20 protein-coding genes are annotated in these 18,795 nt (G+C 42.5%); 16 read left to right on the top strand and 4 right to left on the bottom strand.

Annotation, left to right across the window (positions count from 1 at the left end):
- The first annotated feature begins 227 nt into the window (after nucleotides 1-227).
- The 9 genes from EKM81_RS06570 to EKM81_RS06530 are packed head-to-tail and all read left to right on the top strand — an operon-like array spanning nucleotide 228 to nucleotide 9,035.
- On the top strand, nucleotides 228-905 hold the full coding sequence (locus tag EKM81_RS06570; protein ID WP_164509237.1) for a tRNA (adenine(22)-N(1))-methyltransferase: 678 nt from the start codon (nucleotides 228-230) through the stop codon (nucleotides 903-905).
- Nucleotides 899-1,714: a Nif3-like dinuclear metal center hexameric protein gene (locus tag EKM81_RS06565; protein ID WP_125650076.1), complete on the top strand. Its 816-nt coding sequence runs from the start codon at nucleotides 899-901 to the stop codon at nucleotides 1,712-1,714. Before EKM81_RS06570 ends, EKM81_RS06565 begins: the two co-directional genes overlap by 7 nt.
- A gap of 42 nt (nucleotides 1,715-1,756) precedes the next feature.
- Nucleotides 1,757-2,992: a peptidase T gene (pepT, locus tag EKM81_RS06560; RefSeq protein ID WP_125650074.1), complete on the top strand. Its 1,236-nt coding sequence runs from the start codon at nucleotides 1,757-1,759 to the stop codon at nucleotides 2,990-2,992.
- A complete protein-coding gene (locus EKM81_RS06555) occupies nucleotides 2,982-3,869 on the top strand; it encodes a shikimate dehydrogenase family protein (RefSeq protein WP_125650072.1) in 888 nt (295 codons plus the stop codon). Before pepT ends, EKM81_RS06555 begins: the two co-directional genes overlap by 11 nt.
- A gap of 11 nt (nucleotides 3,870-3,880) precedes the next feature.
- The gene (aroF, locus tag EKM81_RS06550; protein WP_225420204.1) at nucleotides 3,881-4,891 is read left to right on the top strand and encodes a 3-deoxy-7-phosphoheptulonate synthase; all 1,011 of its coding nucleotides are present in this window, start codon (nucleotides 3,881-3,883) and stop codon (nucleotides 4,889-4,891) included.
- A gap of 9 nt (nucleotides 4,892-4,900) precedes the next feature.
- Nucleotides 4,901-5,980 (top strand): 3-dehydroquinate synthase, encoded by a 1,080-nt coding sequence (aroB, locus tag EKM81_RS06545; protein ID WP_125650069.1) that lies wholly within the window; start codon nucleotides 4,901-4,903, stop codon nucleotides 5,978-5,980.
- A 1-nt stretch (nucleotide 5,981) separates the two neighbouring features.
- Nucleotides 5,982-7,214: a chorismate synthase gene (aroC, locus tag EKM81_RS06540; RefSeq protein WP_125650067.1), complete on the top strand. Its 1,233-nt coding sequence runs from the start codon at nucleotides 5,982-5,984 to the stop codon at nucleotides 7,212-7,214.
- Entirely contained in the window at nucleotides 7,192-8,538 is a 1,347-nt protein-coding gene (aroA, locus tag EKM81_RS06535; protein WP_125650065.1) for a 3-phosphoshikimate 1-carboxyvinyltransferase, read from the top strand. Before aroC ends, aroA begins: the two co-directional genes overlap by 23 nt.
- Nucleotides 8,535-9,035 (top strand): shikimate kinase, encoded by a 501-nt coding sequence (locus EKM81_RS06530; protein WP_125650063.1) that lies wholly within the window; start codon nucleotides 8,535-8,537, stop codon nucleotides 9,033-9,035. Before aroA ends, EKM81_RS06530 begins: the two co-directional genes overlap by 4 nt.
- Nucleotides 9,036-9,233: 198 nt before the next feature.
- Here EKM81_RS06530 and EKM81_RS06525 read toward each other — a convergent pair whose 3' ends face one another.
- Nucleotides 9,234-10,658 carry a C69 family dipeptidase gene (locus EKM81_RS06525; protein WP_125650061.1) on the bottom strand — a complete coding sequence of 475 codons (1,425 nt, stop codon included), beginning with the start codon at nucleotides 10,656-10,658 and terminating at the stop codon, nucleotides 9,234-9,236.
- Between the two features lie 57 nt (nucleotides 10,659-10,715).
- On the opposite strand from EKM81_RS06525, the gene EKM81_RS06520 reads away from it, so the two are divergent.
- Nucleotides 10,716-10,904: a 2-hydroxymuconate tautomerase gene (locus EKM81_RS06520; protein WP_125650059.1), complete on the top strand. Its 189-nt coding sequence runs from the start codon at nucleotides 10,716-10,718 to the stop codon at nucleotides 10,902-10,904.
- A gap of 166 nt (nucleotides 10,905-11,070) precedes the next feature.
- On the opposite strand, the gene EKM81_RS06515 is transcribed toward EKM81_RS06520, so the two are convergent.
- Nucleotides 11,071-11,874 (bottom strand): Cof-type HAD-IIB family hydrolase, encoded by an 804-nt coding sequence (locus tag EKM81_RS06515; protein WP_125650057.1) that lies wholly within the window; start codon nucleotides 11,872-11,874, stop codon nucleotides 11,071-11,073.
- 342 nt (nucleotides 11,875-12,216) lie between these two features.
- On the opposite strand from EKM81_RS06515, the gene EKM81_RS06510 reads away from it, so the two are divergent.
- Complete coding sequence (locus EKM81_RS06510) at nucleotides 12,217-12,576, top strand: DUF1304 domain-containing protein (RefSeq protein ID WP_125650055.1); 360 nt, start codon at nucleotides 12,217-12,219, stop codon at nucleotides 12,574-12,576.
- A gap of 108 nt (nucleotides 12,577-12,684) precedes the next feature.
- Nucleotides 12,685-12,981 carry a metal-sulfur cluster assembly factor gene (locus tag EKM81_RS06505; RefSeq protein WP_225420205.1) on the top strand — a complete coding sequence of 99 codons (297 nt, stop codon included), beginning with the start codon at nucleotides 12,685-12,687 and terminating at the stop codon, nucleotides 12,979-12,981.
- 69 nt (nucleotides 12,982-13,050) lie between these two features.
- Here EKM81_RS06505 and EKM81_RS06500 read toward each other — a convergent pair whose 3' ends face one another.
- Nucleotides 13,051-13,236 carry an LBP_cg2779 family protein gene (locus tag EKM81_RS06500; protein ID WP_125650051.1) on the bottom strand — a complete coding sequence of 62 codons (186 nt, stop codon included), beginning with the start codon at nucleotides 13,234-13,236 and terminating at the stop codon, nucleotides 13,051-13,053.
- 93 nt (nucleotides 13,237-13,329) lie between these two features.
- On the opposite strand from EKM81_RS06500, the gene EKM81_RS06495 reads away from it, so the two are divergent.
- Nucleotides 13,330-13,647, top strand: coding sequence for a bromodomain-containing protein (locus tag EKM81_RS06495; protein ID WP_125650049.1), 318 nt, complete (start codon nucleotides 13,330-13,332; stop codon nucleotides 13,645-13,647).
- An 89-nt stretch (nucleotides 13,648-13,736) separates the two neighbouring features.
- Here the strand turns inward: EKM81_RS06495 and EKM81_RS06490 are convergent, their stop codons facing one another.
- Nucleotides 13,737-15,080 (bottom strand): PALP domain-containing protein, encoded by a 1,344-nt coding sequence (locus EKM81_RS06490; protein WP_125650047.1) that lies wholly within the window; start codon nucleotides 15,078-15,080, stop codon nucleotides 13,737-13,739.
- A gap of 122 nt (nucleotides 15,081-15,202) precedes the next feature.
- On the opposite strand from EKM81_RS06490, the gene EKM81_RS06485 reads away from it, so the two are divergent.
- Genes EKM81_RS06485 through EKM81_RS06475 form a run of 3 tightly spaced genes read left to right on the top strand, consistent with a single transcriptional unit; the run spans nucleotide 15,203 to nucleotide 18,446 of the window.
- Entirely contained in the window at nucleotides 15,203-16,000 is a 798-nt protein-coding gene (locus tag EKM81_RS06485; RefSeq protein ID WP_125650045.1) for a hypothetical protein, read from the top strand.
- Nucleotides 15,997-17,022: a hypothetical protein gene (locus EKM81_RS06480; RefSeq protein ID WP_125650043.1), complete on the top strand. Its 1,026-nt coding sequence runs from the start codon at nucleotides 15,997-15,999 to the stop codon at nucleotides 17,020-17,022. The genes EKM81_RS06485 and EKM81_RS06480 overlap by 4 nt, the downstream gene beginning before the upstream one ends.
- On the top strand, nucleotides 17,019-18,446 hold the full coding sequence (locus EKM81_RS06475) for an RsmF rRNA methyltransferase first C-terminal domain-containing protein (protein ID WP_125650041.1): 1,428 nt from the start codon (nucleotides 17,019-17,021) through the stop codon (nucleotides 18,444-18,446). Before EKM81_RS06480 ends, EKM81_RS06475 begins: the two co-directional genes overlap by 4 nt.
- The last annotated feature ends 349 nt before the right edge of the window (nucleotides 18,447-18,795 follow it).

Below are 18,795 nucleotides of genomic sequence, written 5' to 3'. Positions count from 1 at the left end.
GATCTGAATGATTGATACAAGTTCATTCTAGACAATGGCGGTTGTGAATTATAGCCGTGTAATATTTACTCGCTTACGACTGATCTCACCAACGCTTACTTTTTTATTTTCTGAAGAATCTTATTTTACTAACGTCAACTGTTTTATGAAGGCTGGATTTGGTATAATAGTAGGTAAAAATTAATCAGAAATCGAGGCGAGTCTATATCGTCAAATTATCACAAAGATTGCAAGCAGTTGCTGATTTAACAGCCCCTTGGCGGCGAATAGCGGATATTGGTTCTGATCATGCTTACTTACCAATTCATTTAATAGCTACTCAGCAAATCGATTACGTGGTGGCTGGCGAAGTCATCCCCGGACCCTTTGAAATTGCTCAAACTCATATTCAAAAAGCTGGTTATCAAGCTCAGATTCATGTGCGCTTAGCTGATGGTTTAGCAGCAATTCATGAAGCCGACCAAATTCAGTGTGTGGTTTTGGCTGGTATGGGTGGTCGCTTAATTACCGAAATTCTTAATCGCGAACCAGCAATTTATCAGCGGTTACAGGGATTGGTTCTAGAACCAAATCAGGATGTTGCTGATGTTCGCCAGTGGGTGGCTGATCATGGTTGGCAAATTACTAAAGAGCGAATTGTTTTTGATGAGGGTCATTGCTATCAGATAATGTTGGCGCAACCACAACCAGTTGCTCGACCTTATACAGCAGTAGAACTTTTAATGGGACCGATTCTATTACAAGCGCAACCACGAGATCCGGTTTTTACTAAATATTGGACGTTTAAATTACAGCAACGGCAACAATTGGTGCAACAACTGCAACAGGCCCAACAATTACCAGTTGTTAAGCTTGCGCAATTGAATCAGGAAATTGCCTTAATTAAGGAGGGTTTAAAATGTTAAATCCAACTGTGGAACAAGTTATCGAACGCATTGAGTCATTTGCACCACCAGCTTTTGCGGAGCCTCATGACCCAGTCGGTTTGCAATTAGGTAATCGCCAACAACCAGTTAAGAAAATCATGGTGACGTTAGATGTGCGGCCAGAAGTTGTCGCCGAAGCAATTGCTAATCAGATTGATCTTATTATTGCTCATCATCCGATGATGTTTCATCCAGCACATAATCTCGATTTTCAAGATCCGCAAAATCAGATGTATGCTGATTTGATTCAACATTCAATCGCCGTTTTTGCGGCACATACGAATCTAGACGAAATTCCAGCGGGAATGAATCATTGGCTGGCGCAAGCTTTGGGACTAACTCAGTGTCAACCTTTTAATCGTCAGCTTAAAGCCGATCCAACGGTTAAAGCTTATTTGGGAGTTGTCGGGCAATTAGCCCAGCCCCAAACAGTTCAGCAATTTGCCAAATTCTGTCAGCAGCAGTTTCAGCTAACTGGCTTACGTATGATTACCCATAAACCACAGCAACTAGTTCAGAAGGTGGCAATTATTGGCGGTGATGGTGGCAAGTTCTATCCCGCAGCAATCGCGGCTGGTGCCGATGTTTTCGTCACTGGTGATGTTTACTACCATACAGCACATGATATGCTGGCTCACGGTTTGTCAGTGCTTGATCCTGGCCACCATATTGAAGCAATTATTAAACAGCAATTACCGCCATTATTGCGACAATGGGCGAAACAAGCCGGTTGGTCAGTCACGATTACTAGCTCGCAATTAAGCACTGATCCTTTTCAATTTATTTAACAATCTTTAACAATATGAGACTCATTTAGTGGAGGTTATCCCATGGAAAAATATGAAAATTTATTACCACGCTTTTTAGATTATGTCAAAACAGAGACACGTTCTGATGAAAATTCAACGACCATTCCTTCAACAGCAACTCAAGTAGCTTTCCAACAAAAATTGGCTGCTGAATTAAATGGTATTGGCTTAACTAAAGTTAACTATAACGACGTTAATGGTTATTTAACCGCATTATTACCAAGCAACTTAACGAAAAAAGTGCCCGCAATTGGTTTTTTAGCACATATTGATACCGCCGACTTTAATGCCGAGAATATTAACCCCCAGATTGTGGAAAATTATGATGGTCAAGCCATCATCAAACTGGATGCTGCTGGCGAGTTTGTGCTTGATCCTGCAGAATTCCCAAATTTAAAGAATTATGCTGGTCAGACTTTAATTACGACTGACGGTCGCACGTTATTAGGAGCCGATGACAAATCTGGTGTCGCCGAAATTATGACGGCCATGAGTTATCTGATTGCTCATCCTGAGGTTAACCATGGCGATCTTTGGGTTGGATTTGGTCCCGATGAGGAAATTGGTACTGGTGCTGATAAATTTGATGTTAAAGCTTTTCCAGCTGATTTTGCCTATACCGTCGATGGCGGTCCTTTAGGTCAACTAGAGTATGAAACCTTCAATGCTGCTTCGTTAGATGTTGAAATTAAAGGAAAGAATGTTCATCCTAGTACAGCCAAAGGCATTATGGTCAATGCACTGCAATTGGGGATTGATTTTCAAAATGCACTTCCTGCAGCCGAAGTGCCTGAAAAAACGGCAGGTCGGCAAGGTTTCTTCCATCTACTGAGTTTTAACGGGACGGTCGATGCTGCGAAGATGAGTTATATTATTCGCGATTTCGAGCGGACTGGTTTAGAACAGCGGAAACAATTAGCTCGTGAGATTGCTGATAAGATCAATCAAGATTATGGTGAAGAACGGGTCAAAGTGATTTTACATGATCAATATTACAATATGGTTGAAGTCATGAAGGATCATTTAGATGTTGTTCGATTAGCAGAACAAGCAATGAAGGCATTACAAATCACGCCTGATGAAGAACCTGTTCGTGGTGGAACTGATGGTTCAAAGATTTCATTCATGGGCTTACCAACACCTAATTTATTTGCTGGTGGCGAAAACATGCACGGCCGCTACGAATTTGTTTCACTCCAAGTGATGGCACAAGCAGTTGATGTTATTTTGAAGATTAGTGAATTAAATGCCCAATAATGCTGAAATAAGTTCAGCGCCATTACCAATTACGGGGCAAACAGCGCTGTATGGCTTAGTTGCCCATCCGGCCCATCATAGTCTGTCGCCAATGATTCACAATTATGGCTTTAAGGTGCAACAAATTGCTGCCAGATACATGGCCTTTGATAGTCAGGCCTCAGCCGCAGAAATCGCGACTAGTATCCGCGCACTAAATATCCGAGGCTTGAATTTATCATTGCCTTATAAGGAGACAATGGTACCACTAATGTCTGAACTAACGGCAAATGCCCAATTAATTGGTGCCATCAATACTGTCAAAAACGACCATGGTCATTTGATTGGCACCAATACTGATGGACTTGGTTTGGTAGCCGCATTAACTGCGGCCCAAGTCAATCTGGCCACGCAACAGGTGATTTTGTTAGGTGGTGGTGCCACCGCACGGGCTATTTTACTTGCTTTAGTTGAAGCTGGCTGTTCCCAAATCACTGTGATTCAGCGGGCCAATAGCCAGCATTATCAGCAAATGCAGGCATTATTAGCTCAGTTACAGCTTCCTCAAGTTATTTGCCAGCCGTGGTCGGCTTTGACTAATTTAGCTAAAACCAACGTTACTTTGGTGGTTAATGCGACCAGTATTGGCTTTGGCCAACAGCAGGGACATAGCCCCTTAACTGCAAATTGGTTAAGTTGTTTAGCCACAAGCTGTCAAGTTTGGGATGTGATTTATCAGCCTCGGCAATCAGCCTTGTTAACCTTGGCTGCGGCGCGAGGTTTAACGACTCATAACGGCCTAGCCATGCTTTGCTATCAGGCAGCAGCATCTTTCGAATTTTGGACAGGACAAGTATTTCCAGTTCCGCCAATTTATCAACTTATTAAACAGAAATGAGGTTTCTATCCTTGATTATTCAATTTAAACAACCATTGAACCAAGCCGTTGTGCAAAGCTTGCTACAACAACTAAAAGAGGAACATCATCATGGCATGTTAGTCGCTAATCATTTAGTGATTTTTGATGCTGATGAGTTAACCTTGAATGAACGTCAAAAATCCGTTATCAGTGAAGTAATTCATACACAACCGCGGTACGTGCTAGGTAGTCGAGTTTTTCATCCAGAAGATACAATAGTTAAAACCCCACATAATAAAATCGGTGGTCATAATTTTACGGTCATGGCCGGACCATGCTCCGTTGAAAATGAGGCGATGATCCAAGACTTAGCAGTTCAGGTAAAGGCTGCTGGAGCCACAGTTTTACGTGGTGGGGCCTTTAAACCACGGACTTCACCTTATGATTTCCAGGGACTAGGTGAAACTGGACTAAGTTATTTACGTAAGGCCGCTGATGCCACTGGATTAGATGTCATCACTGAGGTCATGTCACCTGAGCAAATTCCGATGATGTTGCCTTATACTGATATTTTTCAAATTGGGGCGCGCAATATGCAGAATTTCGCTTTGCTCAAAGCTGTTGGTCAAACAAATAAACCAGTTGCTTTAAAACGTGGTTTGGCGGCAACCGTCGACGAAATGTTAAACGCCGCTGAATATATTGCTAGTCAGGGAAACTTACAGATTATTTTGATTGAACGTGGGATTCGTTCTTTTGATGATAAATATAGTCGCAACGTACTTGATGTTGGCGCGATTCCAATTTTGCAGAAGTTAAGTCACTATCCAGTGCTAGTTGATCCTAGCCATGCAGCTGGTCACGCCGATTTAGTCCCGATTTATGGTCAAGCTGGGGTTGCGGCTGGCGCTCAAGGTATGATTGTCGAAGTTCATCAGAATCCTAGCCAAGCATGGTCTGATGCTGCACAACAATTAACGCCAGGAACTTTCAAACAAATGGTCGTTACAACGGCAAAAATTCACGATTTACTAGTTGCTGATCAAGCGGCCAAGAATTAAGGTGCGCTCGTGAAAACTTGGTCGGTTCAATTGGCAGAACACCAATCACAAATATATTTTGCACCTGGAATTGGGCAGAACCTGGCGACATATTTGCCAGAGTTAACTCATAAAAAAATTCTTTTACTAACTGATAGCAATTTAGCGCCACTTTATTTAGATGAAGTGGTGGCGCAGTTAAAGCTGCTACCAGCTGAAGTTACACCAATGGTTATTCCAGCAGGCGAGCATAGCAAGGAATTATCAACTGTCTTGCAAGTTTATCAAACCTTGATAGCGCAACAATTCTCGCGTCAAGATTATTTACTAGCCTTGGGTGGTGGTGTCATTGGTGACTTAGGTGGTTTAGTTGCCAGTACTTACATGCGCGGTATGAAATTGATTCAGCTGCCCACCTCGATTGTGGCGCAAAGTGACAGTAGTTTAGGTGGTAAAACAGCGATTGACTATCAAAATTATAAAAATCTAATCGGGACTTTTTATCCAGCTAGTAAGATTCTGGTTGATCCAGTTTACTTACAGAGTTTGTCGGCCCGGGAAATGAGTTGTGGCTTGGCGGAAGTGATCAAATCACTATTAGTTAGCCAACAGCAACCGGCTGACTACCACTTACTAACTACCAGCCACTTTCAGTCTGGTGTCTTACCTGCTCAAGTTGCACGGTTGATTCAAGCGGCTTTGCAAGTAAAAACCGAATTTGTTAGAGCTGATTTTTACGATTTTAAAGAGCGGCGGTTTTTAAATTTTGGTCATACAATCGGGCATAGTGTTGAAGCCTTGGCCCATGGTCAGTTGCACCATGGTGAAGCAGTTAGTATTGGCATGGTTACCATGTTAACTGCCTTGGTCGAACATCGATTACTCGCACCAGCAGTTCTTAATGTAGTTGTTAATTGCTTGCAACAATTACAGTTGCCGCTCACAATTCCGGCCGACTTACCGCGTCCTGCAATTATTCAACAACTTTATTTAGATAAAAAAGCCGCCAACGGCCAAATCGAGTTAGTGTTACTAAAAGGCCCAGGACAAGCTTATTTACAAACAATGGCAATTCCTGAATTTGCCAAGTGGTTAGGATGGTCAAAATAACATGTTCAATTATGTGACTGCCGGGGAGTCGCACGGACCCTATCTGTCCGCAATTATTACTGACTTTCCGGCCCAAGTTCCTCTTGATCAACACCAATTCTGGGCTGATTTACAGCAACGTCAGCGCGGTTATGGTCGTGGTGGCCGAATGAAAATCGAAACTGATCGCGTTCAGATAACGAGTGGTGTTCGCTACGGCTTAACTTTAGGATCACCAATTGGTTTACTATTAGCCAATCGCGACTTCGCTAACTGGCAAGAAGTGATGTCAGTTTGGCCCACTGAACATAATGATGCCGCAACTAAAAGTTCAGCAGATCGACGTAAACGAATCGTGACTCAGCCCAGGCCAGGTCATGCCGACTTAGTTGGTGCCTTAAAATATGATCATCACGATTTACGTAATGTTTTAGAACGAGCTAGTGCCCGCGAGACCACAATGAGAGTTGCGGTTGGTAGTCTTTGTCAACAATTCTTACGTCAGTTCAAGATTGAAATTCTTGGTCTAGTGACTAACTTAGGACCTGTTGATTTAGCCGCAACTGATCTGGCTGCAGTTTCCCAAACACAAAGTCAGGCTAATTTTCGCAAGTGGCAACAGCAGGTGGAACAAAGTGACCTACGAACAGTTAACCCACAAACCGCTAGTGCCATGAAACAAGCGATTGATCAAGCCCAAGCTCAGCGCACCACTCTAGGTGGCCAATTCTGTGTGGTCGTTCAAGGACTGCCCAGTGGTTTAGGTAGTTATACCACCGCAGCTGAAAAGATAGACGCACGGCTGGCAGCAGCATTAACTAGTATTAATGCCGTTAAAGGCGTCAGTTTTGGTGATGGGTTCGCTTTAAGTGCGATGCCTGGACGAGCGACGCTAGATGAAATTATTGCTGATCCTGACCAAGGCCTAGTTCGTAATCATAATCATCAGGGCGGACTTGAAGGTGGGATGACTAATGGTCAGCCTTTAATTATTCATGGCGTGATGAAACCGATTCCCACACAACCAATTGGTGGGGCGACTGTGGATTTGCGGACTGGTCAAGCCGCGCGCGCAACAGTAGAGCGCTCAGATGTGACCGCCGTCCCAGCTGTTTCGGTCATTGCCCAGAGTATGGTTGCTATCACATTGATGCAGGCTTTTTGCGAAATGTTTGGCAGCGATACTTTACCGCGTATTAAACGTCACTATCAAGATTACTTACAGGAGCTTCATGAACGAACAACAAATTATTGATACTTATCAAACTAAATTTCAACCACAATTAACTCGCGGCTTACGTGGCAATTATCAGGCGCCCAGTGACAAAAGTATTTCTCAACGGGCGCTTATTTTTGCGGCGTTGGCGCAGGGGACGTCAGAACTGACCAGCATATTACCTGCTGAAGATGTTCGTCATACTGCTAATGCACTCATGCAGTTAGGCATTCAGATTGTTCAGCGCGAACAACTGACTTGGGTCGTAGGACAAGGCGGCTGGCAGTTTAAGCCGTTAACCTCACATCCTCAATTGGATTTAGGCAACTCTGGTACCGGAACACGCTTACTACTGCCTTTATTAGCACGGCAGCCTTTTACAAGTCAATTAATTGGCGATGCCAGTCTTTCGCAGCGACCACTAACCCATTTTTTGACAGCCTTACAGAAAATGGGTGCTAAATTTGTGGGTGGTCCGGGATTACCGTTGACCATTTTACCTAATGGGCAATTACAGGGGCTTGATTATCAGTTGCCAGTTGCCAGTGCGCAATTAAAAAGTGCGCTAATTCTGGCTGCATTACAAGCCCAAGGTCCAAGCCATTTGGTGACTCTAGCACCCACGCGTGATCATACGGAGCGGCTATTGCATTTATTTGGCGCGTCAGTGGCTGTACATCAGCAGCAAATTAATGTGTTACCTTTGCAACAGCCACTACAAGCAACTGGCTTAACCATTCCTGGTGATCCGTCAAGCGCAGCCTTTCTGATCGTGGCGGCATTATTACTTCCGCAAAGCCAGTTACGCGTCACTAATCATAGCTTAAATCCAACTCGGACTGGTCTGCTGCAGTTATTACAACAAATTGGCGCGCCAATTCAGATTCAACCAGCGTTGGTCAAGACGGCTGAACCGGTAGGAACGATTGCAGTTGGCAGTTTAGGGGCACAAGCATATGCACCGCTTTTAATTGATCAGCGTAATTTGGGCCAAGTCATCGATGAAATTCCGATTCTGAGTTTATTAGCCACGCAGTTAACGGGAACCTCAATTATTCGGCAAGCAACGAGTTTGCGCCATAAAGAGACTGATCGCTTACATGTTGTGGCTGAACAGCTGCAACTATTAGGCGCTCAAATCAGTGAACAGGCAGATGGTCTGACCATTGTTGGACCAACGCCACTGCATCTGCCTGACCAGCCATTAAATGCGCATCAAGATCACCGCATTGCGATGACCTTGATTGTGGCTTGCCTAATACTTGGTCAAAAGGTACCGATTATCGGCTTAGCTAGCATAGCAACTTCTTATCCGCATTTTCTAGATGACTTAATTGCTTTAAATCAGGGGGCGAGAGCATGACCGTTATTTTAATTGGTTTCATGGGTGTTGGTAAAACGACTATTGCTCAAGCCTTAGCAGCAGAATTTCAACTTTCTCAGCTGGATAATGACCAATTTTTGTGTCAGCGAGAACAACAAACAATCGCTCAGCTTTTTCAACTTTATGGTGAAGTTGGTTTTCGCCAACGTGAGTTACAAGCTTGTCGTGCGGCCATTCAACAAGCACCACAAGTTTTGGCACTAGGTGGTGGCATCATCGAATCTGCAACAAGTCGTGAGTTTTTACAACAACAGGCTAACGTGTTGTGGCTCCAAAGCGATTTTGCAACATGCTGGCAGCGAATCCAAACAACCACTAGCCGACCTTTAGTCCAAAGTTTGCAAGAATCCGGCTTGGCCGATCGTTTTCAAAAGCGTCAGAAATGGTATCACCAAGTAGCAACTGATGTCATGGATATCGGCCAACAATCCCCCCTGGATCTGGCAACTCAAATTTATCAAAAGTATTTTAAATAAATGCTCGCAGGCGCCAAAAAACGTGTGACAAAAGCAGGTAGTTGGTGTGCATTAACGTCAAATGCCGAACAATTCGTTAGAATTGCTCGGCATTTTTGTGTTAAGCGGAACCGGTTGCCTTTTGAGAACATGTTTCAGCAGTTAAAGTGCGTTTTATTTTGATAAAATAACGGATGTCCCAGGCCTTTCAAAGCCGGGTTATAGATTAGGATCAACTTTAAAATTTAACGGTGATTGTTGCGTTTGTTTCGTAATCAAGCGACTGATTAGTGCTTGATAGCCAGTCAAAGCGATTTTGGCGACTTGTGCATTATGCTGATCCAATTGTGCTTGTTGCTCCTCGTGACTGCTTAAGTTTGAGTAAACTTGGTCAGTGGCTGCTAATTGCTGCCAAAGTTTAGTCGTCACCTGACTTTGGGTCTGACTTAAATCACGGGCGAAGCGGAAATGATCGCGGTCAACCAAAACCCCAGCATGCTTGAACACCCAGTAAGCAGAACTAGGACTGTAATCAGCTTTACCTCGTTGATACATCAGTGGAACGTGGCTACCTTGGCTATAGAAAGGAACGTAAACGCTTTGAGCACTGACACCCATGGCTAACCAATGAACCCCAACTAAATTTGGTGCGACATTGGGACGTAATTGTAAGACATGTGATTCTTGGGTAGTCGCCACGCTGATTGGACGAAAACGCTTTGCAACTGGGTCGGCACCCATTAAATCATACTCAGTACCGTTAAAATGATCACTCAAGACGCGTTGAACATTGCTGACGGTAATTGGATAGTCAGCCCGTTGAATAAAGGGCAAATCCTGACTTTGTGGCTGTTGTACAATTGATGGTGTTAATAAGTGCTGACCACTCCAAACTCGTGGCGTATTGTAAACAAGATCAGAATCATCATTAGTGCCAAAAATTCGCCGAAAATTAAATGGTTTTTCCGTTGGCCACAGCTGATGTTCAGCCACAAATGTGCGCAGATTAGGGGCGGTTATAAATTGATTAGGATCATTAAAGTCAATGATCTCAATGGAAATTTGATTGGCAACAACAGCATAAGCGTCGTCAGGAATCCGTTGAGCGACCCACTGATGGCCAGTGGCAACCTCAAAGTACCAGGCTTCCGTTTGGTCCGCAAATAAAATACCATTGGCTTCAGCACTACCAAATTGATCAATGATTTTGCCAAGACGCTGGACACCTTCGCGGGCTGTTTTAACGAAGGGGAGAATAATCGTGATCATTGCTTCTTCTAATAAGCCACTAGTTTCATTGAAGGGATCATGAGCTAAGGTCCGTTCATTCCCGTAGGCACTTTCCGTGGCACTCATGGCAACATGATATTCGTTAATGCCACCTTCAGCAAACACGCCATAACGATCAGTCCATTCGGGCATTGCCGAATATTGATAACTAAGCGTCGGTAAATCAAGGGCGAATTTATTTGCTTTTGATTTGAAGTGACGGTTGGCCACTTCTGACCGTGCATTAAACGATAAATGTTTAGGCCAGGCTGTTTGACTATCTTCATTTCGACCAATCATTACCGAACCATCATTAGTGGCTTTGCGGCCGACAAGAATTGACGTACAAGAACTTCTTGAAATTTTAGGTTGCATTTTTTACGCTCCTTGTTCATGATAAAGAGATACTGTTAATAAAAGGGGGACTCCAAGATGCCTTTAGTTCATATTGATTTAATTGCTGGTCGCAGTGATGACCAACTCCGCCAATTGGTTAAGGATGTCACGGCTGCCGTGACAAAGAATACTGGTGCGCCAGCTGAACATATTCATATCGTCTTAAACGAAATGCAACCTAACCGCTATGCTGATGGTGGTGTGCTTCGCAGCGACGAAAAATAATTTATCCAGTTAGCGGAAATGTGTTTTGGAAAAAGCACTTAGTTCCGCTTAATATCAAAATACCGAGCAATTCATTGCGAATTGTTCGGTATTTTGCGTTAGTGCGCACCGGCTAATCGCCATCGTCAGATGCTGTTCTTATTTTGGCCTTTAGTGTAAGAAAAGATTAGACTGCCAAATATTTTTCAAGATAAACTGCCAAGCCATCTTCATCATTTGGCAGTGCAGTCACATCATTAGCAACAGCTTTAACGCGGTCAACACCATTGGCCATTGCAACGCCCCAACCAACATGCGTTAACATTTCCAAATCATTCACCTCATCACCAAAGGCAATAATATCTTTGCTAGGAATTTTAAAGTAATCAGCCAAGTATTCAACACCGGTATATTTGTTGATGCCTTGATGAACGATTTCTAGCGCATTGACTTGACCACCCCAACTATTTAATTCAATCTGGGGATACTTACTAAGTAGGGCTTGTTTGATGTATTCTTGATCGCGATTATCCACGAAAATGGTAAGTGAAGTTGGATCTTGTTTTAGGGAGCTTGAGTTAAGAATTTGGTTTTTAGTTAGCGTATTAGGAAAAAAACCAATGTCTAAATCTGCAATTTGATCAGCATAGAGAAAGTTTTTGCCTTCAGCAGCGACCATTCGAATGGGTAAGTCTTTTTTCAGTTTAAGCACATCAAAGACCAAATCACGAGGAATCGTGGTGCTTTTTTCACCAGCCCAAGTGTGATTAGGCACGTGAATCAAGCCACCATTGAAATTAACCATTGGGGTATCAAGTCCCAATTGGAAATAATAATTTTCACTGATTCGATTTGGACGACCAGTAGCAATTGCCACCATATTACCAGCTGCGGCCGCGCGGTGGAGTACATCAATTGTTTTTGGGGTGATTTTTGATTGTTTATTTAAGGTTGTCCCGTCTAAGTCGAGGGCAATTAATTTTTTTGTCATCTTAATTTCCTTTGTTTTCAATTTGGCGAGCGAGTTAGATCAATAAAAAAATGGTTGCCATTTTCTGCGATTCGAAACAGCAACTTCTGATCTAATCATCTTTAATTGCATTGGGTGCCAGTCAATCTTCAAAGTACCTATCTATTTTAGCAAATCATGCTTGTATTATAAAGTCCTTTATTTTGAATGATAGCCTGAATAAGCCAGGGTTAATGGGTATTTGGCGTAATCATTTGAATATTTGACTCGTTTTTTCGCAGCGACAATCATCTTTGATTTACAAAAGCTGACCAGCTGGTTACGATAAATAAGACGATCAGTTTGCTGAAAGGAGCGACAATAATGTCAATTTTAACAAAAATTTTAGGGGTACTTGTAGCGCTGGAGTTTTTATACATTTTATATTTAGAAACATTTGCAACGACATCGCTTAGGACAGGGCGAGTTTTCAAACTCAGTCAGACAACTTTAAAACGACCAGAAGTCGGGGTTCTTTTTAAAAACCAGGGTGTTTATAACGGCTTGCTTGCTGTCGGATTACTGTACAGTCTGTTCTTGGCAACTGCCAACGTAGAAATGACGCGGGCAATTTTAAGCTATATTATTCTTGTTGCGGCCTATGGTAGTTTAACCAGTGATCGGAAAATATTATTCACTCAAGGTGGGCTGGCCATTTTAGCTCTGATCAGTTCTTTCTTTTAGTTTATTACTGAGGATTATTTTCAGAGACTCTTTTTGAGGGTTGATTGCGATTTTTTAGGGATATCAGTATAATTAATGCAAGGAGTTGATCATGTGACTGCAGATGAAATGAAAGATAAAATTTTAACTGCACTGGAAGCAGTTATTGACCCAGAATTAGGGATTGATATTGTTAATTTAGGCTTAATTTATGAAGTGGAACTGGACGAAGATGGGCTTTGTACGATTAAAATGACCTTAACGACCATGGGTTGTCCATTAACAGACTACTTATCAGATCAAATTAATCAAGCAGTTATGCAAATTCCCGAAGTCAAGGACGTGGAGATTGATTTGGTTTGGTATCCACAGTGGACACCAGAACTGATGAGTCGCTATGCCCGTATTTCGCTAGGAATTGGCTAATGGATCAAAAAAGACATTAAAAAAGGTCGCGTCCAGCGCAACCTGATTTAATGCCTAAAATGGTGAACATTACTTTTTACTAGCGAAGTATGCACTTAATCGTTGTGCTTCTTCATCAGTTGGTTCAACTTCACCAGCCTTAATTTGATGAATCTTTTCAACACTGAAATGACTTTCAAAAGCGATTTGCGTATCAGTTAGTTCTTTTTGCTTTTGAAAATTGATTAATTCTTGTCCGACCGTTGATAATGCCATCTTTATACCTCCTTAAATATCGCCAGCAACTTGACGCAACTTAATTTTACCATTATCGCGAAAAGATAGAAAATAAAAATGTAGGTGATTATCTTGACAACAAATCTAAATGACTTTCCTGCCAATGAATTTGCGGCATTTTCAACCACAAAAATGGCTTATTTCTTACCTTACACTGAAGCCACAACCCCAGAAATGATCAAAAATTTCTTTGGGGCTGACTTTGGTAAAAAGGCCGACCTCATCAACAATAAATTAGTTGTTCTAGGTGGCGAAGGCTGGTCACCAGTTGATTATAATACCATTATTGCGCGTTTCGTCAATAACAAGTATAAAGTGATGGACGTTGATTACTATCGTCGTAATTTTAACGATCCCATCACTGACAGCGAAGGTAAGGGCATTTTCTAATTTTAATTTCGTAAAAAGGTTGCCCCGATCATTCTTTAAGACGAATGATTGGGGCAACCTTAAGTCCGTTTCTTCAAATCGTTATTGGCTTATTGATCTAACCAAGCTGCCAATTCGTCAGCAATTTGTGCGTGGGAGAAAGCTTGAAATTCTTGGATCTGCTGACTTTTCAAGTGAGTAATCATTCGGGGCATTGGCGCAGCAATGACTTGCCGTAAAATTTGTGCGGCTTCAAAGTCCCGTTTATCAGTGGGATGATTAGTAATCCCCGCCAACACAACATCAGGTGTTAAATAGGGGTCAGCTGGCGCCAAAACTAGTTGTGGTTGTTCAGAATCAGCGGCAACTGCTAAAGCTAACGCCGCCTCAGGACCGACGGTAATTTGTTGTCGGGATTGAGCCTGTCGAATCTCAGGTAAGGCCGCTTCTTGATCAACGACTTTAATCGTCAGAAAGTCAACTAACTGATCCTGAATCTCAGTAGCTGTTAATACAGGGCTGGCTTGGCCAGTCAGTCCAACTAATAGACGTTGTAAGTTAACGGCAGCAACAGAGGTTAGCATTGGTTCGCCATTTTCAAAGAATCGAGCCACTGGCGTCATTTGCTTTAAAGCCACTGTGACACCACTAATTGGTGCGCCAAGTTGTTGGGAATAATAGGCCGCTAAAACATTGCTAAAATCATGAGTGGTCGTCACAATTTCTGTAGCGGATGTGGCTGCTAGGCTGACTTTGAGCAGATTGAAAATTTGGCCCATTAGCAGACTGAACTGGCAATTATCCAATACAATTAATTGTTCTTGATTGGTCGCTGCTAACTCTTGAAAATGAGGTTTATTAACAGTCAGCTCAAGCTCTTGCGCGGTGATTGGCTCCTCTAACTGGTAGAGCTTAACTAGGGGCTTGTCCAAAGCAGCTGCTAACTGCTGACGTTGTAAGCCATGAACTTGTTCGGGGGCAAAGAAACCAACCAAGCGAGCAGTTTCTGGTAAGAAATGAGCCAGACTGATCAATAATGCTGGGTCATTTGCCAGAAAAATGGGTTCAGTTTGATCATGATTCAGTTGCTGCTGTAAAGCAAATAATTTGAAATAAAGACTAGCCGCTAAATCGCGATCAGTCATCGTTGGCTGATGATACAGTTCAGCAATCTTCAGTGAAGTATCAGTTGAAGTAATTGACAGGTGAGCTTTAGCCGAGAATACCTCGGCCAAACTGGCCGCAGCAATTGTCTTAGCCTGTTCAGATGTTAAATCAGGTTGGAATGTGGTGAGCACAGCACTGAGCAAGTCAACGTCAGTGCCCTGCTGAATTTCAGGTGCTAATGGGGCAATGTTAGTCGCCGCAATTGCAGGTGAATTAGCAGTCGTTGCCCAAGCAACAGCGGGTGTTACTGGAGTTAAATCTTGGCAAGTTAGATATGAAATCGTCATTTATTTCGCATCCTTATCATTTTGTATCCGTTTTATTTAACGCTCAATTCCATTCTAACTTTAATCAGATCAAATTAACAGTCTAGTTTTCAAAAGCTAGCTAACACTTTAAGGAAAAAAATATGGATTATTTGAAACAATTGCGTCAAGCGAGTCAACCGTATCAAACAAATATTAGTTTACAAACCCAATTAGCAGAGATTCAACGTGCTTGCCATGAGCTAGCTGCAGGACAACTGCTATCACGGCCTTTGCCCCCATTACAACTAACTGATGATGACTGGTGGGAATTCTTGCGATTAGGCGCGCAACAACAGATTTGCCCTGAACAAATTCAGCGTGATTATCAACAATGCCAGCACTTATTACGAAATTGTCGTAAGTATTTGCAATATCATTATGGTCAGTGGACCTTGATCTCACAACAAGCACTGCGAGTTTGGACTAAACACTGGCCGTTTCGTCGTTATTTGGAATTAATGGCAGGTGATGGTCGTCTAGCTCGGGGGTTAACAGCACGAGGTCAAGCCGTGATTGCTACCGATAGTTTGACTTGGCAACAAGAAAATCAAACGGGACGCCAGCTTTTCTTTCCAGTTCAAAAGCTAACTGCTCAGGAAGCAGTTCAGCAAATTGGTCCGCAAGTAGACGCAATTATTCTCGCTTGGAGCCCCAATAATGATCCAATTGACTGGGTATTACGTCAGCAAATCGCTGCCTTGCCCAATCAGCCTGATTTAATTGTTATTGGTGAAAAGTTTGGCGTGACCAATAGTGAATTATTTTGGCGAACTGAACCGGCGCAATTTTCAGCCCAAATGTTGCAACTGCGACGATACTTACCGGCAACTAGTGATGGTGTTCAGGAAGCAATTTATTTATATCGAGCAACTGCGAAAGGTGGTCGCGATCAAAAATGAAACGGAAAATTTTTTTGGATTTATTGTTAGCCGTCTTAACTGGCTTACTGGTTTTATGCTTTCAACAAGACGAACAACGTAATAGTATTAGTCAATTAAATCGTAACGGGTTATCAGAGAATAGCTTACAAATTAACCAGCATAAAAAAATGGCCGTGGAGCCACTAATCAAGAGCTTAGCTGCCAGTAAATTGACTAACTTTCAGATTCAATTTATCGCTAAAGATAATCCAAATTTCTCCTACGTTTATGCCAAAGGGAAGACAAATGAAAATTTACCAGTTTTAAGTGGTCGGACTTTTAATACAAATGATTATCAATCAGAAGTGCCATTTGTCGTGCTGGGTAAGAACCAGATAGAGAATACTTATCAGCCCCAATCACAAATGTATTATCAATATCAGCAACAATACTTAGCGGTTATTGGCACGGTTGGCACCGCACAAACATCAGCAATCAACGACCATACTTTCATTTCATTATCACCAGAACAGCCAGATCAAAACCTATTGACTAGTTCTTTCCGAATTGTCTATGACCCAGTAACATTGAATACTGCCCATACTAAGCAAATTCTAAAGATGTTCCAAGCCAGCACAGCCACACGTTTAATTGATAGTTCAACTGTTAAACGGGAACGTCAAGGTTGGTTTGAACGATCCGGTATTTTATTGACGCAAGTCATTTTGATTTTTACTTTTATGGTCATTATTACTTGGGCGTTGGTATACTTGATTTTAGTTTCAGGTCGTCGTTTTCAGTTAGGTGGATTTTTACGAGACCAGTTAACACTGAAATTAATTGGTGAAATCGCCTTAAATGTCTTATTGAGTACCATCGCCGGTCTTCTAGTTGGTTGGCAAGTCTTCCAAGTTAGTCATTTACCGATAATTGCTGGTTTAGTTGGAATTTTCGATGCTTTAACCATCATTATTAGTTACTTATATATGACTAACTCACGTCACTATGCTAAGTTAAAAAAGGCCGCCCGAATTCTTTATCAGGAGCAAAAACAAGAATGAAGTTACCACAAGATTTTCAAACCAAATATCAAACCTTATTGGGAGCGGAAAGCACAGCCTTCTTGGCCAGCTTACAAGAACCAGCCGTTAAGGGGTTTCGTCTTAATCCGAAAAAAATCGCTGCCCAACCAGAACTGCAGCAACGATTTCAACAAAACTATTCAGCAATTCCTTGGAGTCACTGGGGATTTTACGGTCAAGTTCCAGGTGATGATATCGCCCAATTGGCAGGTGATTTATATAGCCAAGAACCTAGTGCTCAAGCTGTGGCCGCATTAGCGAATCCAGCGGCCAATAGTCGCGTGCTGGATTTATGCGCAGCGCCAGGTGGAAAAACCACGCAATTAGCCAGCATTTTGAACGAAACTGGTTTGTTAGTTGCTAATGAAATCGATCGCCAGCGGGCCAAAGTGTTATCAGAAAATGTGGAACGCTTTGGTTACAGTAATACTGTGGTCACAAATTATGCGCCCGATCAATTGGCCCAGTTATTACCACATTTCTTTGATGTGATTGTTGTGGACGCTCCTTGTTCTGGTGAAGGGATGTTTCGTAAAGATCCCCAAGCAATTGATTATTGGTCAGCGGCTTATCCCAAACAATGTCAACAACGCCAACGTCAAATCCTTTTAAGTGCCTTAGCCTTATTAGCACCCAATGGGACCTTAGTTTATTCAACCTGTACTTTTGCCCCGGAAGAAGACGAAGAGAATATTGATTGGTTGCTGCAACAAGCACCTAATTTTGAAGTGGTGGCACCTACTGGCAGTGGCTGGGAGTTGGCCGCTGCTGGTCGTCCTGAATGGGGCCATCAAAATCCGCAACTTAGTAAAACAGTGCGTTTCTGGCCGCAATCAGTGCGGGGGGAAGGGCATTTTATGGCAAAATTGGTGGCAAAGTCAGCTGTAACTAACACTCATAACACTCGGCAAGAAACAGCTGAAATAGTACGCGGAAAACAACGCCCCAATCATCATAAGGGTCGTTCAACTACTGGTCCGACTTCAGCACAATTAGCTCAATGGCAAGCCTTTCAGCAGGCAACCTTGAAGCAACTACCTGCAGGTTTGACCACAGCAACTATTGTTAGTCGAAAAGAACAGCTTTTTGCAATGCCTACAGCTTTGTTGGTTCAACCACAACTACGATTTGTTCGGCGCGGTTTATGGTTAGGGGCCGGGCTTAAAAATAGATTTGTTCCCAATCATGCCTTATTAATGAGTCTCCCTCGGTCTGCGTTTAAAAACGTTATCGATTTAACGGAAAGTGACTACCAACATTATCGTCATGGTGAGACTTTATCTTTCCCGGAAATGGCTGGCAAAGGTTGGTATGCCGTCTGCTATCAGCAACAGCCATTTAGCTGGGGATATTTGACCAATCATACGTTGAAGAACTTTTACCCTAAGAATTTTCGGCGCTAGGCTTTGCATTTCATAAAACTGAATGCTAATAAACTCAAAGATTATAACTGTGGCATGAGTTATTTTAACAGAATAAAATGAGTTGGAACTGTTGAAATCTGTTCTCAAAAGGTATCCGATTCAGCTTAACGCTAAAACACCGATCAATTCGTTAGAAGAATTGATCGGTGTTTTAGATTGATGCCCACTAGCCAACCGCCTTTCAACATGAACTGGGGCCGTTTAGTTTTCTGATTTTAATTTTGCTAAATTTTCACTGCCTTTATCGTTGCTGTTAGGACTGACAAAGATAATAGGTAGGGCAGGGTTTAGGAGCCACTTATTCGATTGGATAATCATTAGCTAAGGT

Source organism: Lapidilactobacillus gannanensis, from assembly GCF_003946675.1.
GTDB lineage: Bacteria > Bacillota > Bacilli > Lactobacillales > Lactobacillaceae > Lapidilactobacillus > Lapidilactobacillus gannanensis.
Note: the sequence above shows the minus strand (reverse complement) of the source record. Positions and strands in the feature narration are given on the sequence as shown.

What these genes read in the sequence shown, in the direction of transcription:
- aroA (WP_125650065.1), top strand. Translation starts at nt 7,192, where the DNA reads ATGAACGAACAACAAATTATTGATACTTATCAAACTAAATTTCAACCA.
- EKM81_RS06565 (WP_125650076.1), top strand. Translation starts at nt 899, where the DNA reads ATGTTAAATCCAACTGTGGAACAAGTTATCGAACGCATTGAGTCATTT.
- EKM81_RS06475 (WP_125650041.1), top strand. Translation starts at nt 17,019, where the DNA reads ATGAAGTTACCACAAGATTTTCAAACCAAATATCAAACCTTATTGGGA.
- EKM81_RS06490 (WP_125650047.1), bottom strand. Translation starts at nt 15,080, where the DNA reads ATGACGATTTCATATCTAACTTGCCAAGATTTAACTCCAGTAACACCC.
- EKM81_RS06520 (WP_125650059.1), top strand. Translation starts at nt 10,716, where the DNA reads ATGCCTTTAGTTCATATTGATTTAATTGCTGGTCGCAGTGATGACCAA.
- EKM81_RS06505 (WP_225420205.1), top strand. Translation starts at nt 12,685, where the DNA reads ATGAAAGATAAAATTTTAACTGCACTGGAAGCAGTTATTGACCCAGAA.
- EKM81_RS06480 (WP_125650043.1), top strand. Translation starts at nt 15,997, where the DNA reads ATGAAACGGAAAATTTTTTTGGATTTATTGTTAGCCGTCTTAACTGGC.
- pepT (WP_125650074.1), top strand. Translation starts at nt 1,757, where the DNA reads ATGGAAAAATATGAAAATTTATTACCACGCTTTTTAGATTATGTCAAA.
- EKM81_RS06485 (WP_125650045.1), top strand. Translation starts at nt 15,203, where the DNA reads ATGGATTATTTGAAACAATTGCGTCAAGCGAGTCAACCGTATCAAACA.
- EKM81_RS06515 (WP_125650057.1), bottom strand. Translation starts at nt 11,874, where the DNA reads ATGACAAAAAAATTAATTGCCCTCGACTTAGACGGGACAACCTTAAAT.
- EKM81_RS06555 (WP_125650072.1), top strand. Translation starts at nt 2,982, where the DNA reads ATGCCCAATAATGCTGAAATAAGTTCAGCGCCATTACCAATTACGGGG.
- EKM81_RS06530 (WP_125650063.1), top strand. Translation starts at nt 8,535, where the DNA reads ATGACCGTTATTTTAATTGGTTTCATGGGTGTTGGTAAAACGACTATT.
- EKM81_RS06510 (WP_125650055.1), top strand. Translation starts at nt 12,217, where the DNA reads ATGTCAATTTTAACAAAAATTTTAGGGGTACTTGTAGCGCTGGAGTTT.
- EKM81_RS06525 (WP_125650061.1), bottom strand. Translation starts at nt 10,658, where the DNA reads ATGCAACCTAAAATTTCAAGAAGTTCTTGTACGTCAATTCTTGTCGGC.
- EKM81_RS06500 (WP_125650051.1), bottom strand. Translation starts at nt 13,236, where the DNA reads ATGGCATTATCAACGGTCGGACAAGAATTAATCAATTTTCAAAAGCAA.
- aroC (WP_125650067.1), top strand. Translation starts at nt 5,982, where the DNA reads ATGTTCAATTATGTGACTGCCGGGGAGTCGCACGGACCCTATCTGTCC.